We start from the raw sequence: 17011 nt of genomic DNA, 5'->3' as shown, positions 1-17011 counted from the left end.
TATTCGTCAATAAGCTGCCTACCTGCATGACTACCCCTCTCTGGAAACCCAACCGTTTTCTGGCTGAACATTCAACGCTCAAAAAATATACGGAATGGCTGTTTATCAAACGCGGCCTTTACTTCCGGGATTACGATGACTTATGGGATTGGTCGGTTACTGATCTGGAAGATTTCTGGGAGAGTATCTACCAATTTTTCGATGTGCAGAGTCATACGCCCTATTTCGATGTGCTCGACCGGCCTCAGCCCGGCCCTCCCAACTGGGGCATGCTAGGAACCCGCTGGTTTACGGGCGCAACGGTCAACTATGCCGAACATATTTTCCGGCACAAAAGTGTACAGCACCCGGCCCTGATTTTTCAGGCCGAAGGCCGCGACCCGTTTCAGATGTCGTGGCACGTGCTGGAGCGGCAGGTTGCTGCGGTGGCGGCTTACCTCCGCGAAGCGGGCGTAGGCATGGGCGACCGTGTGGTGTCGGTATTGCCCAATATTCCCGAAACAGTGGTGTCGTTTCTGGCTACAGCCTCGCTGGGGGCGGTTTGGTCGAGTTGCTCGCCCGATTTTGGCACCGCAAGTATTGTGGATCGGTTTCGGCAAATTGAACCTAAGGTGCTGCTGGCCGTGGATGGCTATTTCTACAACGGCAAACTGATCGACAAAACCGCCGTGATGCAGGAGCTGCGGCAGGCACTGCCTACGGTAGAACGGATAATCTGGGTGCCCTACGCCGATTTGCCCGTGCAGAACCGGCTGACGGGGTCCGACCTTTGGGCCGAGGTGGTGCAAACCCCCAACACAGGGCTTTACTTTGAACCGGTGCCGTTCAACGACCCTATCTGGGTGCTATATTCATCGGGTACAACGGGCAAACCCAAAGCCATTACGCATAGTGTGGGCGGCTGCCTGCTCGAACACCTGAAAGTGCTCGCTTTGCATCAGGATGTTCGGCCCGGCGAACGGTATTTCTGGTACTCCACTACGGGTTGGATGATGTGGAACTTCGGGTTGGCATCCATGCTGCTGGGGGCTACCCTCGTTCTGTACGAAGGTTCTCCGGCCTACCCCAACCTTAACGCCCTCTGGGACCTGGCCGAACGCGCTCAGATTAATCATTTCGGGGGCGGGGCGGCCTACTTTGTGTCGTGTATGCGGGGAGGGGTAGATGGCGAGCCGCTCCGGCCTATACGTACCCATACGTTGACGAGCCTGCGGACCATAGGCTCAACGGGGTCGCCGTTGCCGCCCGAAGGCTTCCGGTGGGTGTACGAGGCTGTGAAGAAAGACGTCTGGCTCATTTCGTTCAGTGGCGGCACCGACATTTGCAGCGGTTTTGTGGGCGGTTGCCCAGAGGTACCCGTGTATGCCGGCGAAATTCAGCGTCGTTTGCTGGGCTGCAAGCTTGATGCGTTCAACGAAGCGGGCGAGCCGGTGCAGAATCAGCTGGGCGAAATGGTCATTCGGGAGCCAATGCCCTCTATGCCGATTTTCTTCTGGAACGACCCCAATCGGGAACGGTACCGAAGCAGCTATTTTGATACCTTCCCGAATGTGTGGCGACATGGCGATTTTATCCGCATCACCGAGCATAACGGCGTGGTGATTTACGGCCGGTCAGACGCGACACTGAACCGCGACGGTGTTCGAATCGGAACAGCCGAAATTTACAGTGCCGTAGAGAGTGTTCCCGAAGTGGCCGATAGCCTTGTGGTGGGCGTCGATTTGCCCGGTGGCAATTACTTCATGCCGCTGTTTGTGACCCTGCGCGATGGGCAGGATCTGAACGAAACCCTCATCGGCCGGATTCGGCAGGCGATTCGGACACAGTACAGCCCTCGTCACGTACCCGATGCCGTGTATCAGGTGTCGGAGGTGCCGTACACGATCAGCGGCAAAAAAATGGAGATGCCCGTCAAGAAAATTCTGGCCGGCAGCGACCCCCAAACCGTGGCGAGTCGAGATACCATGCGCAACCCGGCAGCCCTCGATGGGTTTGTGGAACTGGTAGCGTCGGGCAAGATTACAGTTACCAAATAAGGAGCTGATTTTCTTGGTGTTCTGTGCTAAAATGGCCGGGTTTGATTATTTTTCTGCTTTCCCTCGATTTTGGTAAACATTATAGTATTCATACTGCGTTATGGCGTGTGTACAACCTTAAAAACAGGAGAGTGATGGCGGAGGATACGAACTTTGGACGGCGGCAGGACCCGCCCATCCAAAATGATAAAGCAACGGTGCGTTTGCCCATGTTGCTGGGTGTGACTTTGGCGGGTGGTATGCTTATTGGCGCTACATTTTTTGGCGGTGCCAAGAGTGTGAATACCATCGGGCGAGGCTACACAAAATATAAAGAGATTCTACAGCTGATCGAGAACAACTACGTGGATACGGTCAATACCGACGATCTGGTGGATTATTCGATCACTAAGATGCTGGAGAAACTCGACCCGCACACGGCCTACATGAACCCCGACGAAGCCGTAGCGGCCCGGTCTCAACTGGAAGGTGGTTTTGACGGTATCGGCGTCGAATTCAATATTTACAAGGATACCGTGTATGTGGTGGCTCCGTTGGCGGGCGGCCCTTCTGAAACGGCTGGTATTCGGAGTGGTGATAAAATTTTGAAAGTGAACGAAACCTCGCTGACGGGCGGTAAGGTGGATAACGGGTCGGTTTTTCAGGCTCTGCGGGGTAAAAAAGGCACCGAAGTACGCCTGACAATCCTGAGTAAAGGCGAAAAGGCCCCCAAAGTAGTGACTGTAACCCGGGACCGGATTCCAACTTACTCGGTGGATGCTTCGTACATGATCGACGCAAAAACGGGCTATATCAAAGTCAATCGGTTTTCGGAGACAACCTACGAGGAGTTTCGCACGGCGCTGGGCCAGCTCAAGCAGCAGGGTATGACCCAGCTTATGCTCGACCTGCGCAACAACCCCGGTGGTTACATGGATCGGGCTACGAGCCTGGCCGACGAGCTGATTGACGGTAATAAACTGCTGGTGTACACCAACGGAAAAGATACCCGGTATGACCGGCAGACATTTGCCAAGATTGCCGGTCAGTTTGAGCATGGCCCTGTGGTGGTGCTGATCGACGAGGGTAGCGCTTCGGCTTCGGAGATTGTGGCCGGGGCGTTACAAGACCACGACCGGGCGTTGATTGTGGGTCGACGGTCGTTCGGTAAAGGGCTGGTGCAAATGCCCGTACAGCTATCCGACGGTTCGGAGCTTCGGCTGACTATCTCGCGCTACTACACGCCGAGTGGCCGGAGTATCCAGAAGCCCTACGTACTGGGCCACGAAAGCGAATACGAACACGAGCTGGAGGCCCGGTCGAAACGCGGTGAGTACTTCATTGCTGATTCGATCAAGAACGATCCGAAGTTGAAGTTTAAAACCGATAATGGCCGGGTGGTGTACGGCGGTGGCGGCATTACGCCCGATTACTTTATCCCGCGCGACACGACCTGGCAAACGGCTTATCTGGGGCAGCTTTACGGCAAGAACATCATTCGGGAATATGCGCTGGAGTATGCGGCTGACAACCGTAAGATGCTCGAAAAACTCCCCTTTGCCGAGTTTAACAAGACGGTCAACTTTGGCGATGAGCAAATGGCCCAACTGGTGAAGGATGCAACGGCTCAGGGTATCAAATTCAACGAGAAGGAATTTGCCCGGTCGAAAAAATACATTCAGGCGCAGGTGAAAGCATATGTGGCACGTTACACGTATCAGCGCAACAACCGCAGCGGCCAAAACAACGAGTTTTACCGGGTCATGAGCGAAGCCGACGAGACGTACCGCAAAGCCATAACCCTGTTTGACCGGGCACGGCAGCTGGAGCGTGGCGAAACCCTGTCGTCGGCAAAGAAGTAAGAAGGAATAATCAAAGTATTGTATATGTAGAGACGCAAAATATTGCGTCTCTTTTTTTGCGTCAGCCAATTAGTGCCCTTACAATCAACAAGTGGGTAAGGAATGAATTGCCATCCGGCGGTAAAACCCTCCAGCGGTGAGACGCAAATATGCGTCTCTACAGGTGGGGCAGACAATTAGTGCTATCTACATATACAACCCGGCTACATTGTCCTGATCGGTGGCCCAATGGGCGGGGTTTTCACGGATATATTTTTGAATGCGGAGCAACTCGTCGGCGTTGCGGACTACCCGGTCGTGGTAGCGGGTTTGCCAGCCAAACTCTATTTGTTGCTGTACAGCAAAGGTTGTCACGCCTACCTTATAGCCGCGTATGATTGATGCCAGATTTTGGCGTTGCGGCCCAAACGCGTTGGGTTGCCAGCCATCGTAATCCGGTTTTTTGATGCACAACAGGCCGTGAACATGATTGGGCATTACCTGAAATTCATCAAGCAAGACAAACGGAAAATGGTCGGGAATGGCCAACCAACAATCGATAGCCCGTTGGCCAATTGGGGTCGGTTGAAGGGCGTAACCGTCACCTTTTTCGACAATTGAACCAAAATAAGGCTGGCGATCGCGGGTGCAGATGGTCACGAAATACATCCCGTTGGAGCCGTAGTCGTATTCGGCTAACCGCGCCGGATCAATTCGGTATTGGCCCCGGAAATGGGTTTCGTTCATGGCATGGTGGTTTTAGATTCGCAACGTATAAAAATTGCGGAAACAAAACGTGTAGAGACGCAATATTTTGCGTCTCCCTTGCGTCAGCCATTTGGTACCCTTACAATTAACTGGTGGGTGAGGAATCTATTGCCATCCGGCGGTGAGACCCTCCGGCGGTGAGACGCAAAATATTGCGTCTCTACAATCAAAACCCTTCCTTCTCCTCTTCTTTCTCCTTTTTCTTCTCTTTGGGGGTTACTGGCTCCTTCGTCACTACGGCCTTGTCGGCAGGGGTTTTTACACCCGTCGCTGTGGTTGATCCGGGCGTCGTCACGCCGGGCGTCGCTACGCCGGGCTTTGTTGCTACACCAGGTGTCGTTGCGCCCGGTTTAGCTGGCGTGCCTTTGCCCGCTGGGGCATCTGTGGCAACGGCTTTCTCCGTTGGTTTAGCTGCCGAGCCAGCCGCTGGTGTTGTTGCCGGTGTTTTGGCGGCAGGCGTAGCAATGGTGCTGGGCTTCGGAGCCGGCGCCGGCCGAACCCGCGTCTTGTACTGGCTTTGGTACAACGACACAAACTGGTCTTTCTCGTCGGGTGTGGCCGATACAATCTCAACCGCCGATTTAGCCGAGTTTTTCGAGCCCGCCAGCAACTTGTCGTTGATGGCCTGATCGGAGGTCGTGATGGCTAACTGACCACCACCGTTGCCCTGACTTTTGAACTCATAAAAAGCCCAGACCTCATCCGACGACTCAACGTACACCGTAGCTTCGTCGCCGTTGGCGGTTTTGCGGATCTCGATGAAGCCGTTCATCATCGCGTTGATGTCCGTGGTGCCCAGATTTGAGACCCCAAGCGGCCCGATACTGTAAAACGCATTGGTTTTTTCGGACCAGCGTAATTCAACATTGGCAAACACCAGCGGAACCGCCAGTTTGGGCGAGGCCAACGCGAGCGATACGTGCTGATTCTGGGCTTTGGCCCGGTAGGCATCTACCTCTTTCTGCCCAATTAAGGGCACCATCTTGTCGGAGAGGGCATTCAGGTCGTCGTCGGCGGGTTCGTCGTTTTGCTCTTCCAGATTGGCCTCGACCAATTTCTTGCCAATCTCGGCGGTGATAGGTTCGGGTACCGGAAACGTGAAGGCCAGCAGGGTGTTGAGCCGGTACTTGGTGCTATCGATGTTGATATTGGCCGAACCCGACGCCAGCAGGTACTCGGCCGGTGCTGTGTTCATGAGGGTCAGTCGGCCTTTGTAGGTCATGCTGCCCTTTGGGTCGTTGAAGGTAAAGGCGTTTTCGAGGTCTTCGAGACCGTCGGCCCCTTTCTGCACAATCCGAAACACTTTATCCTTTTCGTCGTACCGCATCAGGCCCTGCACCGTGAAAATATCGTCGTCGCGCGGGTCTTCTTTAGGCGACAGAAACGTGGGGTATAGGCCACCTTCACCGCCCCGGTAGTGAATACCGGCCACCAGCGGCTGGTCGCCCTCGTTTTTAAGGTTTTTGTCGACCTTAATTTCAATGCGCTCCACTACTTTTTCCTTAAACGGAATCCAGCCACTAATCAGGTCCTGGCGTTTTTTGAGCGATGGTTTGATGAAGCCATCCAGTGCCAGGTCTTTATCGGGGGCCTGCATCAGAATATCGCCCTTAAACGTCATGCGCGGAGCCAGTTGCAGGTTGTCGCGCTCGTCGATTTCGGCTCGGGCTACCGTAAAGTACGTGAGGCCGGTTGATGCTGTACCTTTTCGGCGGTTTTTGGGGCCGGGTGTCGGCTGATTCGATGCCAGCGCGGCATTTGCCGGGGCCTCCTTCAGCTCGAAGCTACCCATTTTGATACTCGCCGTGTCGCCTGCGGCCGTGGCAAACTGATAGGTTGCATCGCCCGTAAAGCGCGTACGCGACAGAATCTGAATGTTGCCGTTTTTGAGTTTATGGTGCAGTGATACCGTATCGAGTTCGAGCCGGGCGTTCTTAAACGCCGTCATTTCGCCGTTTCGTTTTATCGACACCAGACCCTTGTCGGGATAAATGCGGGCATCGGCCGATTTAACGTAGGGAACCCCGCTGATGTTGAGCGTCATTTTCTCCACATCGTACAGGGCGGCCCCGGCATTAAACGTTAGGCCTTCCTGCTCCTCGGCCGTTGCCGTAAACGTGGAGGTATTTACATCGCCGGCTTTCATGGCAATGGTTTTGGCGTTGATGTTCCACTGCGCCCGGTTGATGTTGGTCTTGTAGGCTGCGTACGGAAACTCCATGCTGGCGCTGAGGGTATCGTCGATGGCCGCATTTTTGGTGGGCTTAATAGTCAGCCCCACTACGCCTTTCACCTGATTAAAGTCGACATCGAGGCCCGTACCGAGCAAGATAGGCTTGTTGGCGATTCCTTTCTGGGCAACGTCGGAGATGATTTTGAACTGGGCATCTTCGGCCATAAAACCGTCTTTGTTGAACTTAACACTGCGCGAGAGGGCTTCGGAGTCGTTTCGGCGGAGGGTGCCGTTGCCAAACAGGCCGCTGCTGCGGAGTACCAGATTTCCTTCCAGTTTGGTGCTACCGTTATAAAAATTGAAGTTGCCCTTCTGAGTCATGATGACCATGCTATCGGCTTTGGGCCACCATTTGAGGCTGTAATCGTTAACCTGTACGGCCGGAAAATACACCTGTTTGGGGCCGGGTTTGCCCGAAACACCCTCCCGAATTTCGCCTTTGGGGCCTGAGGCCAGCAGCGAGTCGGTCATGAACAGAATACCACCGGTAGTCAGGCTGGCAGTCAGGTGGTTCAGCGTACCCTCGGCCCGTAACCCGCTCTTGTCCATGCGCAGGTCGCCGGTGAATTTCACATTTGAGCCGCCCAGAGTGGATGCTCCCGGAGTGGATGCTCCCGTTGTGCTTGTAGGCTTGCTGCCGTAAATAGCGTAGCCGCCCGGTGGAGCCTTGTGCACAAAACCGAGCGTATTGTCGGGCATGGTTTTCAGCTCAGCCTTAAACGGCGGGAAAATGCCATCGGAATAAAACGTACCGACAAACGAAATGTCGCCTTTACCGAGGCTGTCATTGTCGATGGCCGGGATTTTGAAATAGACTTTTTCGTTGTAAGTGATATTACCCCGCACCGGCTGGTTGAAATACACGGTCATGCCCTCGGGCATCACGAGCCGCTGCGTGGTTTTCTTGTCTTTCATCCGGCCCGATTTGTTGTCGGGCGTGCCGAGGTACACCATCCCCGGTTTGTCGTACTTAATATCGCCCCCTACCTCTTCGGTCCGGCCCTGTGCCGCCAACTGCTGGGGCGTAAAGGTGATGGAGTCGATTTTGTTGAGGTTCATGGCAAACTTGTCGTAATCGAACGCCATGTCGCGCCCCGAATACCGGAACGTACCCGATTTCAGTTGCCCGTTGAGGGTAAAAGCACGGCCTTTGCCAATGCGGAGGGTCTTATCAGTCGGGGCTCCGTATATTTTGAGGGAGTCGCTGATGGTAAATGTTTTTACGCCCCGCACCGTCAGAAACTTGTCGTTCAGGTTGATGGTGGCATTTTTAACGCTGTCGTTCGACACAAACTGCGACTGAATCTGGAAGTTATCGTAGTCGCGCTGTTTGTTGTAGGCCAGCACGTACAGAATCCCTTTGCGACTCAGACGCATCAGGCCGGTGTTCGGGTCCTTGTCCAGATACCCCTCAATTACCATCCGGTCGAGGGCTCCGCCCAGCGTTTTGGGGTTTAGGCGGGCAAACTGCGCCAGGTCATCGGCCAGAAACGTCTGGGTTTTGTTTTTGGAGATGTAATTGGCGGCAATTTGCAACGGGTGGAAGCCGTAATCAAGGCTCAGGTCGGAGTACCGCTCAGGCACAAAGTAATCGAACGATTCGAGCCGGACGGGTACTTCCCGCTTGGCCCCAATCTGGTAGAAATCAACTTTTCGGCGGGCTACATCCCAGCGCAGTACCTCCGGCTGAATGTAAAATTTGTGGTACGTGTCGGTAAACGGCACCCGTGCATAGGGCGAGCGTTCCTGCCGGTTTAGCCAGGCCACGCGGCCCTCTTTGTCGTACCGAAACTGCACCGATGGATGCGTAATAGAGTCGGTTTCGATGTATCCCGAAAACTGAGCCGCAGCCGCCGTAATGAGCGAGGTGGGTTTGCCAGGTGCGCCCCCCAACGATTCGCCGGGCAGCAGCCCCCCGTTGAATGAGGAGTCGGCCGGGGTAGCCCGCCCGGTGGTGGTGGTAAACTCAAACCGATTACTACGCACTCGAAATGCGGGTTTGCCGCCGTCGAGGACGGTAATCACGGCCGGTTGGCCACTCGCCGATGCGCCCACAATACGGGCACCTGCCAGCGCAAAGCCCCCTTTGTAGGTGACGTCTTTACCCAGGTCGGGCAGTGTAACATCGCTTTGCCACGACATAAACCGGGGAAACTGAGCGGCCTGCGGGGTTCCTTTCTTTTTGCTGACGTATTCAAAAACCCCTTTGATGGGCTTGGGTGAGGCCGGGTGCGTGAGCGTCACGTCGTCGGCCGACAAACGGGGGTTCATCACGGTCAGGGTGTAGTCGCCGAGGGTCACAAAAATGTCGGGCCTTCCTGCAACTGTCCAGTCAAATTTGCCGCCCTTCCCCACAAATACACCGGAGTTGAGCATCAAGTCGCCACCCGTGCCGGGAATCACAACGGAGTCGCCGTTGGCTACCATACTCAGAAACACGTCTTTGATCGTCAGCACTGGGCCAACCAGGGCGGGCATAGACCGTTTTTGCGGGATAAACACCCGGCCCAGGGGCTTGGTCATGGTCGAGTCACCGGGGAGCGGGTCGTCCCAACCGTCGAAGTTACTGGCCGGGGCGGTACTGGTAGTCGGGGCTGCGGTCGTGCTACTTTGCGGGGCTACGTCAGTTGTACCGGCAGTTTGCGGTTGGTCGAGGTAGCGGAACGAGAACGTACCTCCTTCGGCGTAGAGTTTGTTGTACGTACCCGCGTACAGTAACCGACGCTCCAGAAACTGCCGCGTGGCATTCATGACCTGTCCGAACGCTTTGGCGTCGCCGTTGGTAAACTGCTTTTCGGCCAGGGTCAGCAGGTCGTCCAGATTGACGGGCTGGGCCGATGGCTTCTGGGTGTAGGCTGCGTTGTAGAACGTTTCGAACAGCGGGGCGAAGTGTGCGGCTGGTTGATACCGTTTTGCATTCATTTTGCGGCTTAGCGCCATCAGGCGGTCGCGTTGGGCGGGCGTCAGCCGATTTTCTGACCAGAGAGCCTGTAGGTTGGTACCGGCTTTGACCGCTGCCGGGCCTCCGGTGGCCATGAGTTTCTGCACATCGGCAATAAACTGATCCGGCGTTTCGGAAAGCTTCACCGCCTGCCCCATTACCGAGATCGTAGTGGCCAGGCTCAAAACCAGCAAAATAGAAATGCGTTTCATCGTATTGTTGTTGACTTAGGCAGGGTTGGCAAAAACCAACGAACACCACCCATTCTGTGTTTTTCGGCCAACCGGACTCAAACCTACTTCCTGCGCTTTGGCGTCGATATCGGCCGCGTCGTGCTCGTAAAAGCCGCTTACCAGCAGGTAGCCGCCAGGGTTCATCAGGGCAGCATACGTCGGGATTTCGGCCAGCAGCACGTTGCGGTTGATGTTGGCCAGCACAAGATCGTACCGGTCGGTGGTATCCACATCGGCAATGGTGCCCTGAAACACCCGGATGGCTGCGCAATCGTTCAGAGCAGCATTCTCCTGCGCGTTTTCTACGGCCCACTCCTCAATGTCGAACGCAACTACGGGCGTGGCGCCCATGTGGGCGGCCAGAATCGCCAGAATCCCGGTTCCGCTACCCACATCGAGCACCGATTTGCCCGCGTGGTCGATACCCAACTGATGTTCGAGCATCATGGCGGTGGTTTCGTGGTGCCCTGTTCCAAACGACATTTTCGGATTGATGACCAAATCGAATTGAAAAGCCGGATTGGGCTCATGAAACGACGCCCGCACCCGCACCGCCTGACCTACCTCAATTGGCTGATAACTCTGCTCCCATTCGGCGTTCCAGTTTCGTTTTTCTAACGATGTAACCTCGTAGACTATTGCGGTTTGCGGGGCGTAGCGGTCAATAACTTCCTGCACGGCGGCTTCGTCGAAATCGGGCTCAACGATGTATGCATTGAGGCCTTCGTCGGTTTCCACAAACGACTCAAAACCCAACTCGGCCAGCTCGGCCGTCAGAATGTCGGCATAGTCGGGCGAGAGGGTCAATTTTAGCTCGGTATAATTCATAGTTGGGGAGAAGAATCAGACTACTTTTCTGTCATCCTGACGAAGGAGGGATCTTTCTAATTGCCTGATAGAAAGACCCCTCCTTCGTCGGGATGACAGAACGCCTATTTCAAATACTTGCGTTTAATTCTGCTTGATTGCTCAGTTGGAGGCTTTTTTAAGCAGATCTGTCATCTCTGTTTATTTGAGCCGTTCTTCCAATGCCTTGATTTTGGCTTCGGCGTCGGCCAGTTTCTGGCGTTCGCGGTCTACCACGTCGGGTTTGGCATTGGCTACAAACTTCTCGTTGGCGAGTTTTTTCTGTACCGAGTCGCGGAAACCCGTGAGGTATTCCAGCTCTTTGCGAGCTTCGGCCAGTTCGGCTTCTTCGTCTACTTCGCCCGCTACGTTCACAAAAAATTCGTCGGACTTAATCAGGAATGGTGTGCCGGGGGCCTTTTCGGTCACGTACTGAATATCCACCACGTTGGCCAGTTTCGTAAACAACCCTTCGAGCGGCCGGTAGCGGTCGGGCGTTTCTGTACGGATAGACAACGGCAGCTCGATGCGGGGCGACAGTCCTTTCGACGAACGGAGGTTCCGAATGGTGCTGACGGCCTCGGTCAGGATGGCAAAATCGGCGATGATTTGCCCGTCTACTTCCCCGGCTTTCGGGAACGGAGCCACGCAGATGCTGGCACCGGCTTCGCGCTCGCGCAGTTGTTGCCAGATTTCCTCCGTAATGAACGGCATAAACGGATGCGCCAACTGCAACAGTTGCTCGAAGAAGTGGACCGTAGCCTCGTAGGTAGCCGCATCAATCGGCAGCGACCCATTGGCCTCCTGATCGTAAGGGGGTTTGATCATTTCGAGGTACTGCGAGCAGAAATCGTCCCAGATGAGCTTGTAAATGCTTTGCAGGGCGTCCGAAATCCGGAATTTGCTGAAATGGTCTTCCACCTCAGCCAGAGTCGCATTCAACCGGGCACCAAACCACTGAATGGATAATTGATTACTGCCAACTGCTACTGCCTCCTGCCGACTATCAACCGTCCACCCCTTCACCAACCGGAAGGCATTCCAGATTTTGTTGTTGAAGTTCCGGCCCTGCTCGCACAGTTTTTCGTCGAAGAGCAGGTCGTTACCGGCCGCCGAGCTGAACAGCATCCCCGTCCGGACGCCATCGGCCCCGAATACCTCAATCAGGTCGAGCGGGTCGGGACTGTTGCCCAGTTGTTTCGACATTTTTCGGCCCTGCTTGTCGCGCACCATCCCCGTGAAATACACGTTGCGGAACGGGCGCTCCTGCCGGTACTCGTACCCGGCCATAATCATGCGGGCAACCCAGAAGAAAATAATGTCGAAGCCCGTAACGAGGTCGTTGGTTGGGTAGTAGTAGTTAATATCGGCATTGTTTGGCTCTTTCAGGCCGTTGAACACCGTAATGGGCCACAGCCACGACGAAAACCAGGTGTCGAGTACATCTTCGTCCTGCGTCAGGTCCTGCTCAGTGAGGGCAAACAGCTGATACTCGCGCTGGGCTTTGCGCAGAGCCTCGCGTTTGTTCTTGGCCACGATAATGGTGCCATCGTTCAGGTAGAACGCTGGAATTTGCTGCCCCCACCACAATTGGCGGCTAATGCACCAGTCGTGCGGGTTTTCCATCCAGGCCCGGTACATATTTTTGAACTTGGGCGGCACCAGCTGGATGGTGTCGTTCATTACGTTTTCGAGGGCAGGCTTCGCAATCTGGTCCATCTTCAGGAACCATTGCAACGACAGCTTCGGCTCAATCACGGCGTTGGTCCGCTCCGAATACCCCACGTTCGACTTGTACTCTTCGGTTTTTTCGAGGTGCCCCGCTTCTTCCAGCAACGCGATAATCTCCTTGCGGGCCGCAAACCGGTCTTTACCGACCAGAATCTGCGCCTTTTCGTTGAGCGTGCCGTTGTCGTTCAGAATGTCGATGACCGGCAGCTTGTGCTTAATGCCCAGCTCATAATCATTCGGGTCGTGGGCGGGCGTCACTTTGAGGCAGCCCGTTCCGAAGTCCATCGTTACATACTCATCGGCAATAATCGGGATGGGCCGGTTTATAAGCGGAATCAGGGCCTGTTTGCCAATCAGGTGCCCGTAGCGTTCGTCGTTCGGGTTCACGCAGATCGCCGAGTCGGCCATGATGGTCTCCGGCCGAACAGTAGCGATAGTAATATATTCAGGAGACGGCAGAAGGGAGACGGCAGAAGAGTCAGTTGATGCTTCTCCACTTCTTTCCTCCTTTTCTCCCTTCTCCTTTCCTCCTTTTACCTCATATCGAATATACACCAGCTTCTGCTGTACTTCTTTCATGATAACCTCTTCGTCGGATACGGCCGTGAGCCCTTGCGGGTCCCAGTTCACCATTCTGACGCCCCGGTAAACCTTACCTTTCTGGTAGAGGTCAACAAACACGTCGATAACCGAGTCGTAGAGGTCGGGCTCCATGGTGAAGCGCGTCCGGTCCCAGTCGCAGGATGCGCCCAGCTTGCGCAGCTGTTTCAGAATAATGCCGCCGTACTTTTCTTTCCATTCCCAGGCGTAGCTCAGAAACTCGTCGCGCGTGAGGTCGGTTTTTTTGATGCCCCGTTCTTTGAGCATGTTCACCACCTTGGCTTCGGTGGCAATACTGGCGTGGTCGGTACCGGGCACCCAGCAGGCGTTTTTGCCTTCCATACGGGCTTTCCGAATCAGCACATCCTGAATCGTATTGTTGAGCATGTGGCCCATGTGGAGCAAGCCCGTCACGTTGGGGGGCGGAATCACGATGGTGTACGGCTCCCGCTCATCAGGAACCGACTTGAACAACTGGTTGTCGATCCAGTATTGGTACCACTTTTCTTCGACGTCTCTGGGATTATACGTTTTAGCGATCATGCTGCGCGAAATTGTCCAGAAGCAACACCGGCTCACCGACCGGCTGCGTTCTGATTTACGGATATAAGGTGCAAAAATAACCCCCTCCGACAAATAACCGGTGGTGCGTTTGCGCGAGGGTGTATAAATGAGCACAATAGCGGGTGCTTCCTAGAGTTGTCAAACGTAATCGCCCACGCAACGGCTTCGTAAATGGTTAGCCCAGAGCCTTCTGGGTGGCCACTTTCTGCCCAATAAGTTGGTTTGGGGGAGTTGTTGTGCACGCCCGAATTTTAGTTCGCGAATGGACCGTTTTGTCGAAAACAAAAGGTGTAAATTTCTGATTCTTAAGAGATGACATCTGTTTAGAAAGATCGGGGCTACCCGGTGGTCATCTCTTTTAGAACCAATCGCTTCATCCTCAAAGTCATGGAATTCGGAAAAGCCGCCAACATTGATCAGATCAACTTTGCGTTGCCGCCCGGTCAGGCGTTCAATGCGCAGATCTGGAGTCAGGCCATGCCTGCGCCCCGACCCTCGGTCTACATCGGTGGGCCTATCTGGGCCAACCGGCAGTACGTCGGGAAAGTATACCCAACTACGGCCAAAGAGCGCGACTATCTGCATCACTACACCCGACAGTTCAATACCATTGAGCTAAACCTGACGCACTACCAGATTCCGACGCCCGCCATGATTACTAAATGGCGCACCGAAGCTATTGCCGGAGCAAGTACCCGTACGGCCGAGCAGGGGGGCTTCGTATACTGCCCTAAGTTCCCGCAATTAATCAGCCACGAACGAATGCTGGTGGCTTCTGAAGCCCTCACCGATGAGTTTGTAAACGCCATTATGGGTCTGGAAGAAAACCTGGGGATGTCGTTTCTGCAATTGCCCCCTCAGTTTGCCCCCGACAAGTGGCCAATTCTGGAAACGTACCTGACTAACCTCCCCGACGAACTCGACGTGGCCGTGGAGTTCCGGCACCCCGACTGGTTTAAAAAAGATGTGTGGCCAGCCACGCTCGAAAAACTGCATGGCCTGCATCGGCACGTGGTTATTACCGACGTAGCGGGTCGGCGCGATGTGTTGCACATGGGCTTGAGTAGCCCCGTGCTCACTCTTCGGTTCATTGCCAACGAGGGGCATCCATCTGACTATGCCCGTACCGATGCCTGGGTGCAACGGCTCAAAACCTGGTTTGATAAGGGACTGCAAACGGCCTACCTCTTTGTGCATGGCGGTGGCGACAACGATACCGCCCCCGAACTAATCCGGTACTGGGTGCGCCAGCTAAACGAGTGTTGCGGGCTCAACCTCCGCGAACCTCAGATTCAGCCACAACTGGTACAGGGCAGCTTGTTTTAGAAGATGCTCACCGAGCTGTCATCTTGTTTGGAAAGCTCTACAAAAGGCCAGTGAGCGAGTCGGTAAAACACAGCGATGTCATCTTTCCAAACAAGATGACATCGCTAAAAAAGACCAGTCCGTAACCTTCAAAAACCATCCGGCGGGCTGGCGGTTAATGGGGTAAACAACGGACCAACGTCATGAATCACTTCACCACCTTAACCGAAGCGATGGAAAACCTCCGCGCTCGGGGCTACAGCTACGAGTTTTCTCCCCATGCCGACTACCTAACCGTAGCCGGTACCGACATGCGTGTGCGGGGCGACGAATTTATGGTCGATGAGTTTCACCGCTTCGAAGGTACCTCCGACCCCGGCGACGAAATGACCCTGTACGCCATTACGACTAAAGCCGGCCAAAAAGGCCTGTTTGTGTCGGCGCAGGGTACGTATGCCAACGAAGTATCGGCTGAGTTAATGGCTAAGTTCAACGTGGGCGAGCGGCCTACGGTCAATACGGAGGGATCGGTACAGCCGCTTGGGAATTGATGCCCAATGTATCAATGCATAATGAGGGGAATGGGTTTGGGTCGTATCCTGCACGGCCCATTGATCATTCTTCATTGTCCATTTTTCATTCTCCATAAACCGTTCTCCATTCAAAAAAGTGAGCGTTTAGGACATAATCGCGAAAATTGCAAGTAAAACCCGGAGAAAAAGAAGCATCCGGGTTTTTGCGTTGTATATTTGCGGACTTTTTGTTATAACGGGTTGATTATTTGGGGCTAATACGCTTATGAAGCTATCTGAATTTAGGTTCGACTTGCCTGAGAGCCTGATCGCAAAGTATCCGGCTGAGCGCGGTGAAGCACGCTTAATGGTAGTGCACCGCAAAACAAAGCAAATCGAACACAAAATGTTCTCTGATCTGCTGAGCTATTTCGACGACGGCGACGTCATGGTGATTAACAACACCAAGGTGTTTCCGGCGCGATTATACGGCAATAAAGAGAAGACTGGGGCCAAGATCGAGGTGTTCCTGCTACGCGAGCTGAATCGCGAAATGAAACTGTGGGATGTACTGGTGGACCCTGCCCGCAAAATTCGTGTTGGTAACAAACTTTACTTCGGCGACAGCGATCTGGTGGCCGAGGTAATTGACAATACAACCTCTCGGGGACGCACGATCCGGTTTTTGTTCGATGGTTCGCATGAAGAGTTCATGAAGGCCGTTGACGAACTGGGCGAAATGCCGTTGCCCCGCGAAATCAAACGCGAAACCGAAGATGCCGACCGTGAGCGGTATCAGACCGTTTTTGCCGAACATGTAGGTGCCGTAGCCGCTCCAACGGCTGGCCTGCACTTTACCAAAGCCATGATGAAGCGCATGGAGATCAAAGGCATCCATTTTGCCCCGATCACCCTGCACGTGGGGCTGGGTACGTTCCGGCAGGTCGATGTAGAAGACCTGACCAAGCACAAGACGGATTCGGAAAACTACGCCATCCCGGCCGACTCGGCTCAGATTGTCAACACGGCCCTTGATGCCGGTAAGCGGGTGTGCGCTATCGGCACTACGTCGCTCAAAGCGATTGAGTCGTCGGTGTCGGCTAATAGCCGCTTGAAGCCCGTTGAAGGCTGGACTGACCGGTTTATCTTCCCGCCTTACGATTTCAAAATTGCCAACTCGTTGCTGACCAACTTCCACCTGCCAGAATCTATTCTGATTATGATGGCAAGTGCGTTTGGCGGCCACGAGTTCATGAAGGAAGTCTACCAAACGGCGATCAAAGAGAAATACCGTTTCTTCAGCTACGGCGATGCCATGTTGATTATCTAACGTTGAGGAGTGAGGAGATAGAAGTGGGGGGGGGGGGGGGGGTGGCGGGGGCGGACTATTCAAGCGGTTGGCACAAAACCCACCCCACAACA

At 54.5% G+C, this 17011-nt stretch carries 9 protein-coding genes; 5 read left to right on the top strand and 4 right to left on the bottom strand.

The annotated features are described in order from the left end of the window. The first annotated feature begins 26 nt into the window (after nt 1-26). Both F5984_RS24810 and F5984_RS24805 read left to right on the top strand, forming a co-directional pair. On the top strand, nt 27-2036 hold the full coding sequence (locus F5984_RS24810) for an acetoacetate--CoA ligase (protein ID WP_152126850.1): 2010 nt from the start codon (nt 27-29) through the stop codon (nt 2034-2036). A gap of 134 nt (nt 2037-2170) precedes the next feature. Further along, nucleotides 2171-3877 carry a S41 family peptidase gene (locus F5984_RS24805; protein WP_152126849.1) on the top strand — a complete coding sequence of 569 codons (1707 nt, stop codon included), beginning with the start codon at nt 2171-2173 and terminating at the stop codon, nt 3875-3877. Nucleotides 3878-4063: 186 nt separating this feature from the next. Here F5984_RS24805 and F5984_RS24800 read toward each other — a convergent pair whose 3' ends face one another. The 4 genes from F5984_RS24800 to F5984_RS24785 form a co-directional block, all read right to left on the bottom strand. Then, nucleotides 4064-4603, bottom strand: a complete 540-nt coding sequence (locus F5984_RS24800; RefSeq protein ID WP_152126848.1) for a transposase — start codon at nt 4601-4603, stop codon at nt 4064-4066. A 187-nt stretch (nt 4604-4790) separates the two neighbouring features. Then, nucleotides 4791-10010, bottom strand: a complete 5220-nt coding sequence (locus tag F5984_RS24795; protein ID WP_152126847.1) for a hypothetical protein — start codon at nt 10008-10010, stop codon at nt 4791-4793. Nucleotides 10011-10025: 15 nt separating this feature from the next. Next, a complete protein-coding gene (prmA, locus tag F5984_RS24790; protein ID WP_152126846.1) occupies nt 10026-10859 on the bottom strand; it encodes a 50S ribosomal protein L11 methyltransferase in 834 nt (277 codons plus the stop codon). Nucleotides 10860-11039: 180 nt separating this feature from the next. After that, nucleotides 11040-13751, bottom strand: coding sequence for a valine--tRNA ligase (locus F5984_RS24785; RefSeq protein ID WP_152126976.1), 2712 nt, complete (start codon nt 13749-13751; stop codon nt 11040-11042). Between the two features lie 408 nt (nt 13752-14159). Between F5984_RS24785 and F5984_RS24780 the strand changes: the two genes are divergently transcribed. The 3 genes from F5984_RS24780 (at nt 14160) to queA (ending at nt 16919) form a co-directional block, all read left to right on the top strand. Further along, nucleotides 14160-15098 carry a DUF72 domain-containing protein gene (locus F5984_RS24780; RefSeq protein ID WP_152126845.1) on the top strand — a complete coding sequence of 313 codons (939 nt, stop codon included), beginning with the start codon at nt 14160-14162 and terminating at the stop codon, nt 15096-15098. A 182-nt stretch (nt 15099-15280) separates the two neighbouring features. Continuing rightward, the gene (locus F5984_RS24775) at nt 15281-15628 is read left to right on the top strand and encodes a hypothetical protein (RefSeq protein WP_152126844.1); all 348 of its coding nucleotides are present in this window, start codon (nt 15281-15283) and stop codon (nt 15626-15628) included. Nucleotides 15629-15875: 247 nt separating this feature from the next. Then, nucleotides 15876-16919, top strand: a complete 1044-nt coding sequence (gene queA, locus F5984_RS24770; protein WP_152126843.1) for a tRNA preQ1(34) S-adenosylmethionine ribosyltransferase-isomerase QueA — start codon at nt 15876-15878, stop codon at nt 16917-16919. The last annotated feature ends 92 nt before the right edge of the window (nt 16920-17011 follow it).

This window comes from Rudanella paleaurantiibacter (assembly GCF_009184635.1).
GTDB lineage: Bacteria > Bacteroidota > Bacteroidia > Cytophagales > Spirosomataceae > Rudanella > Rudanella paleaurantiibacter.
This window is presented reverse-complemented; position numbering and strand designations above follow the sequence as displayed.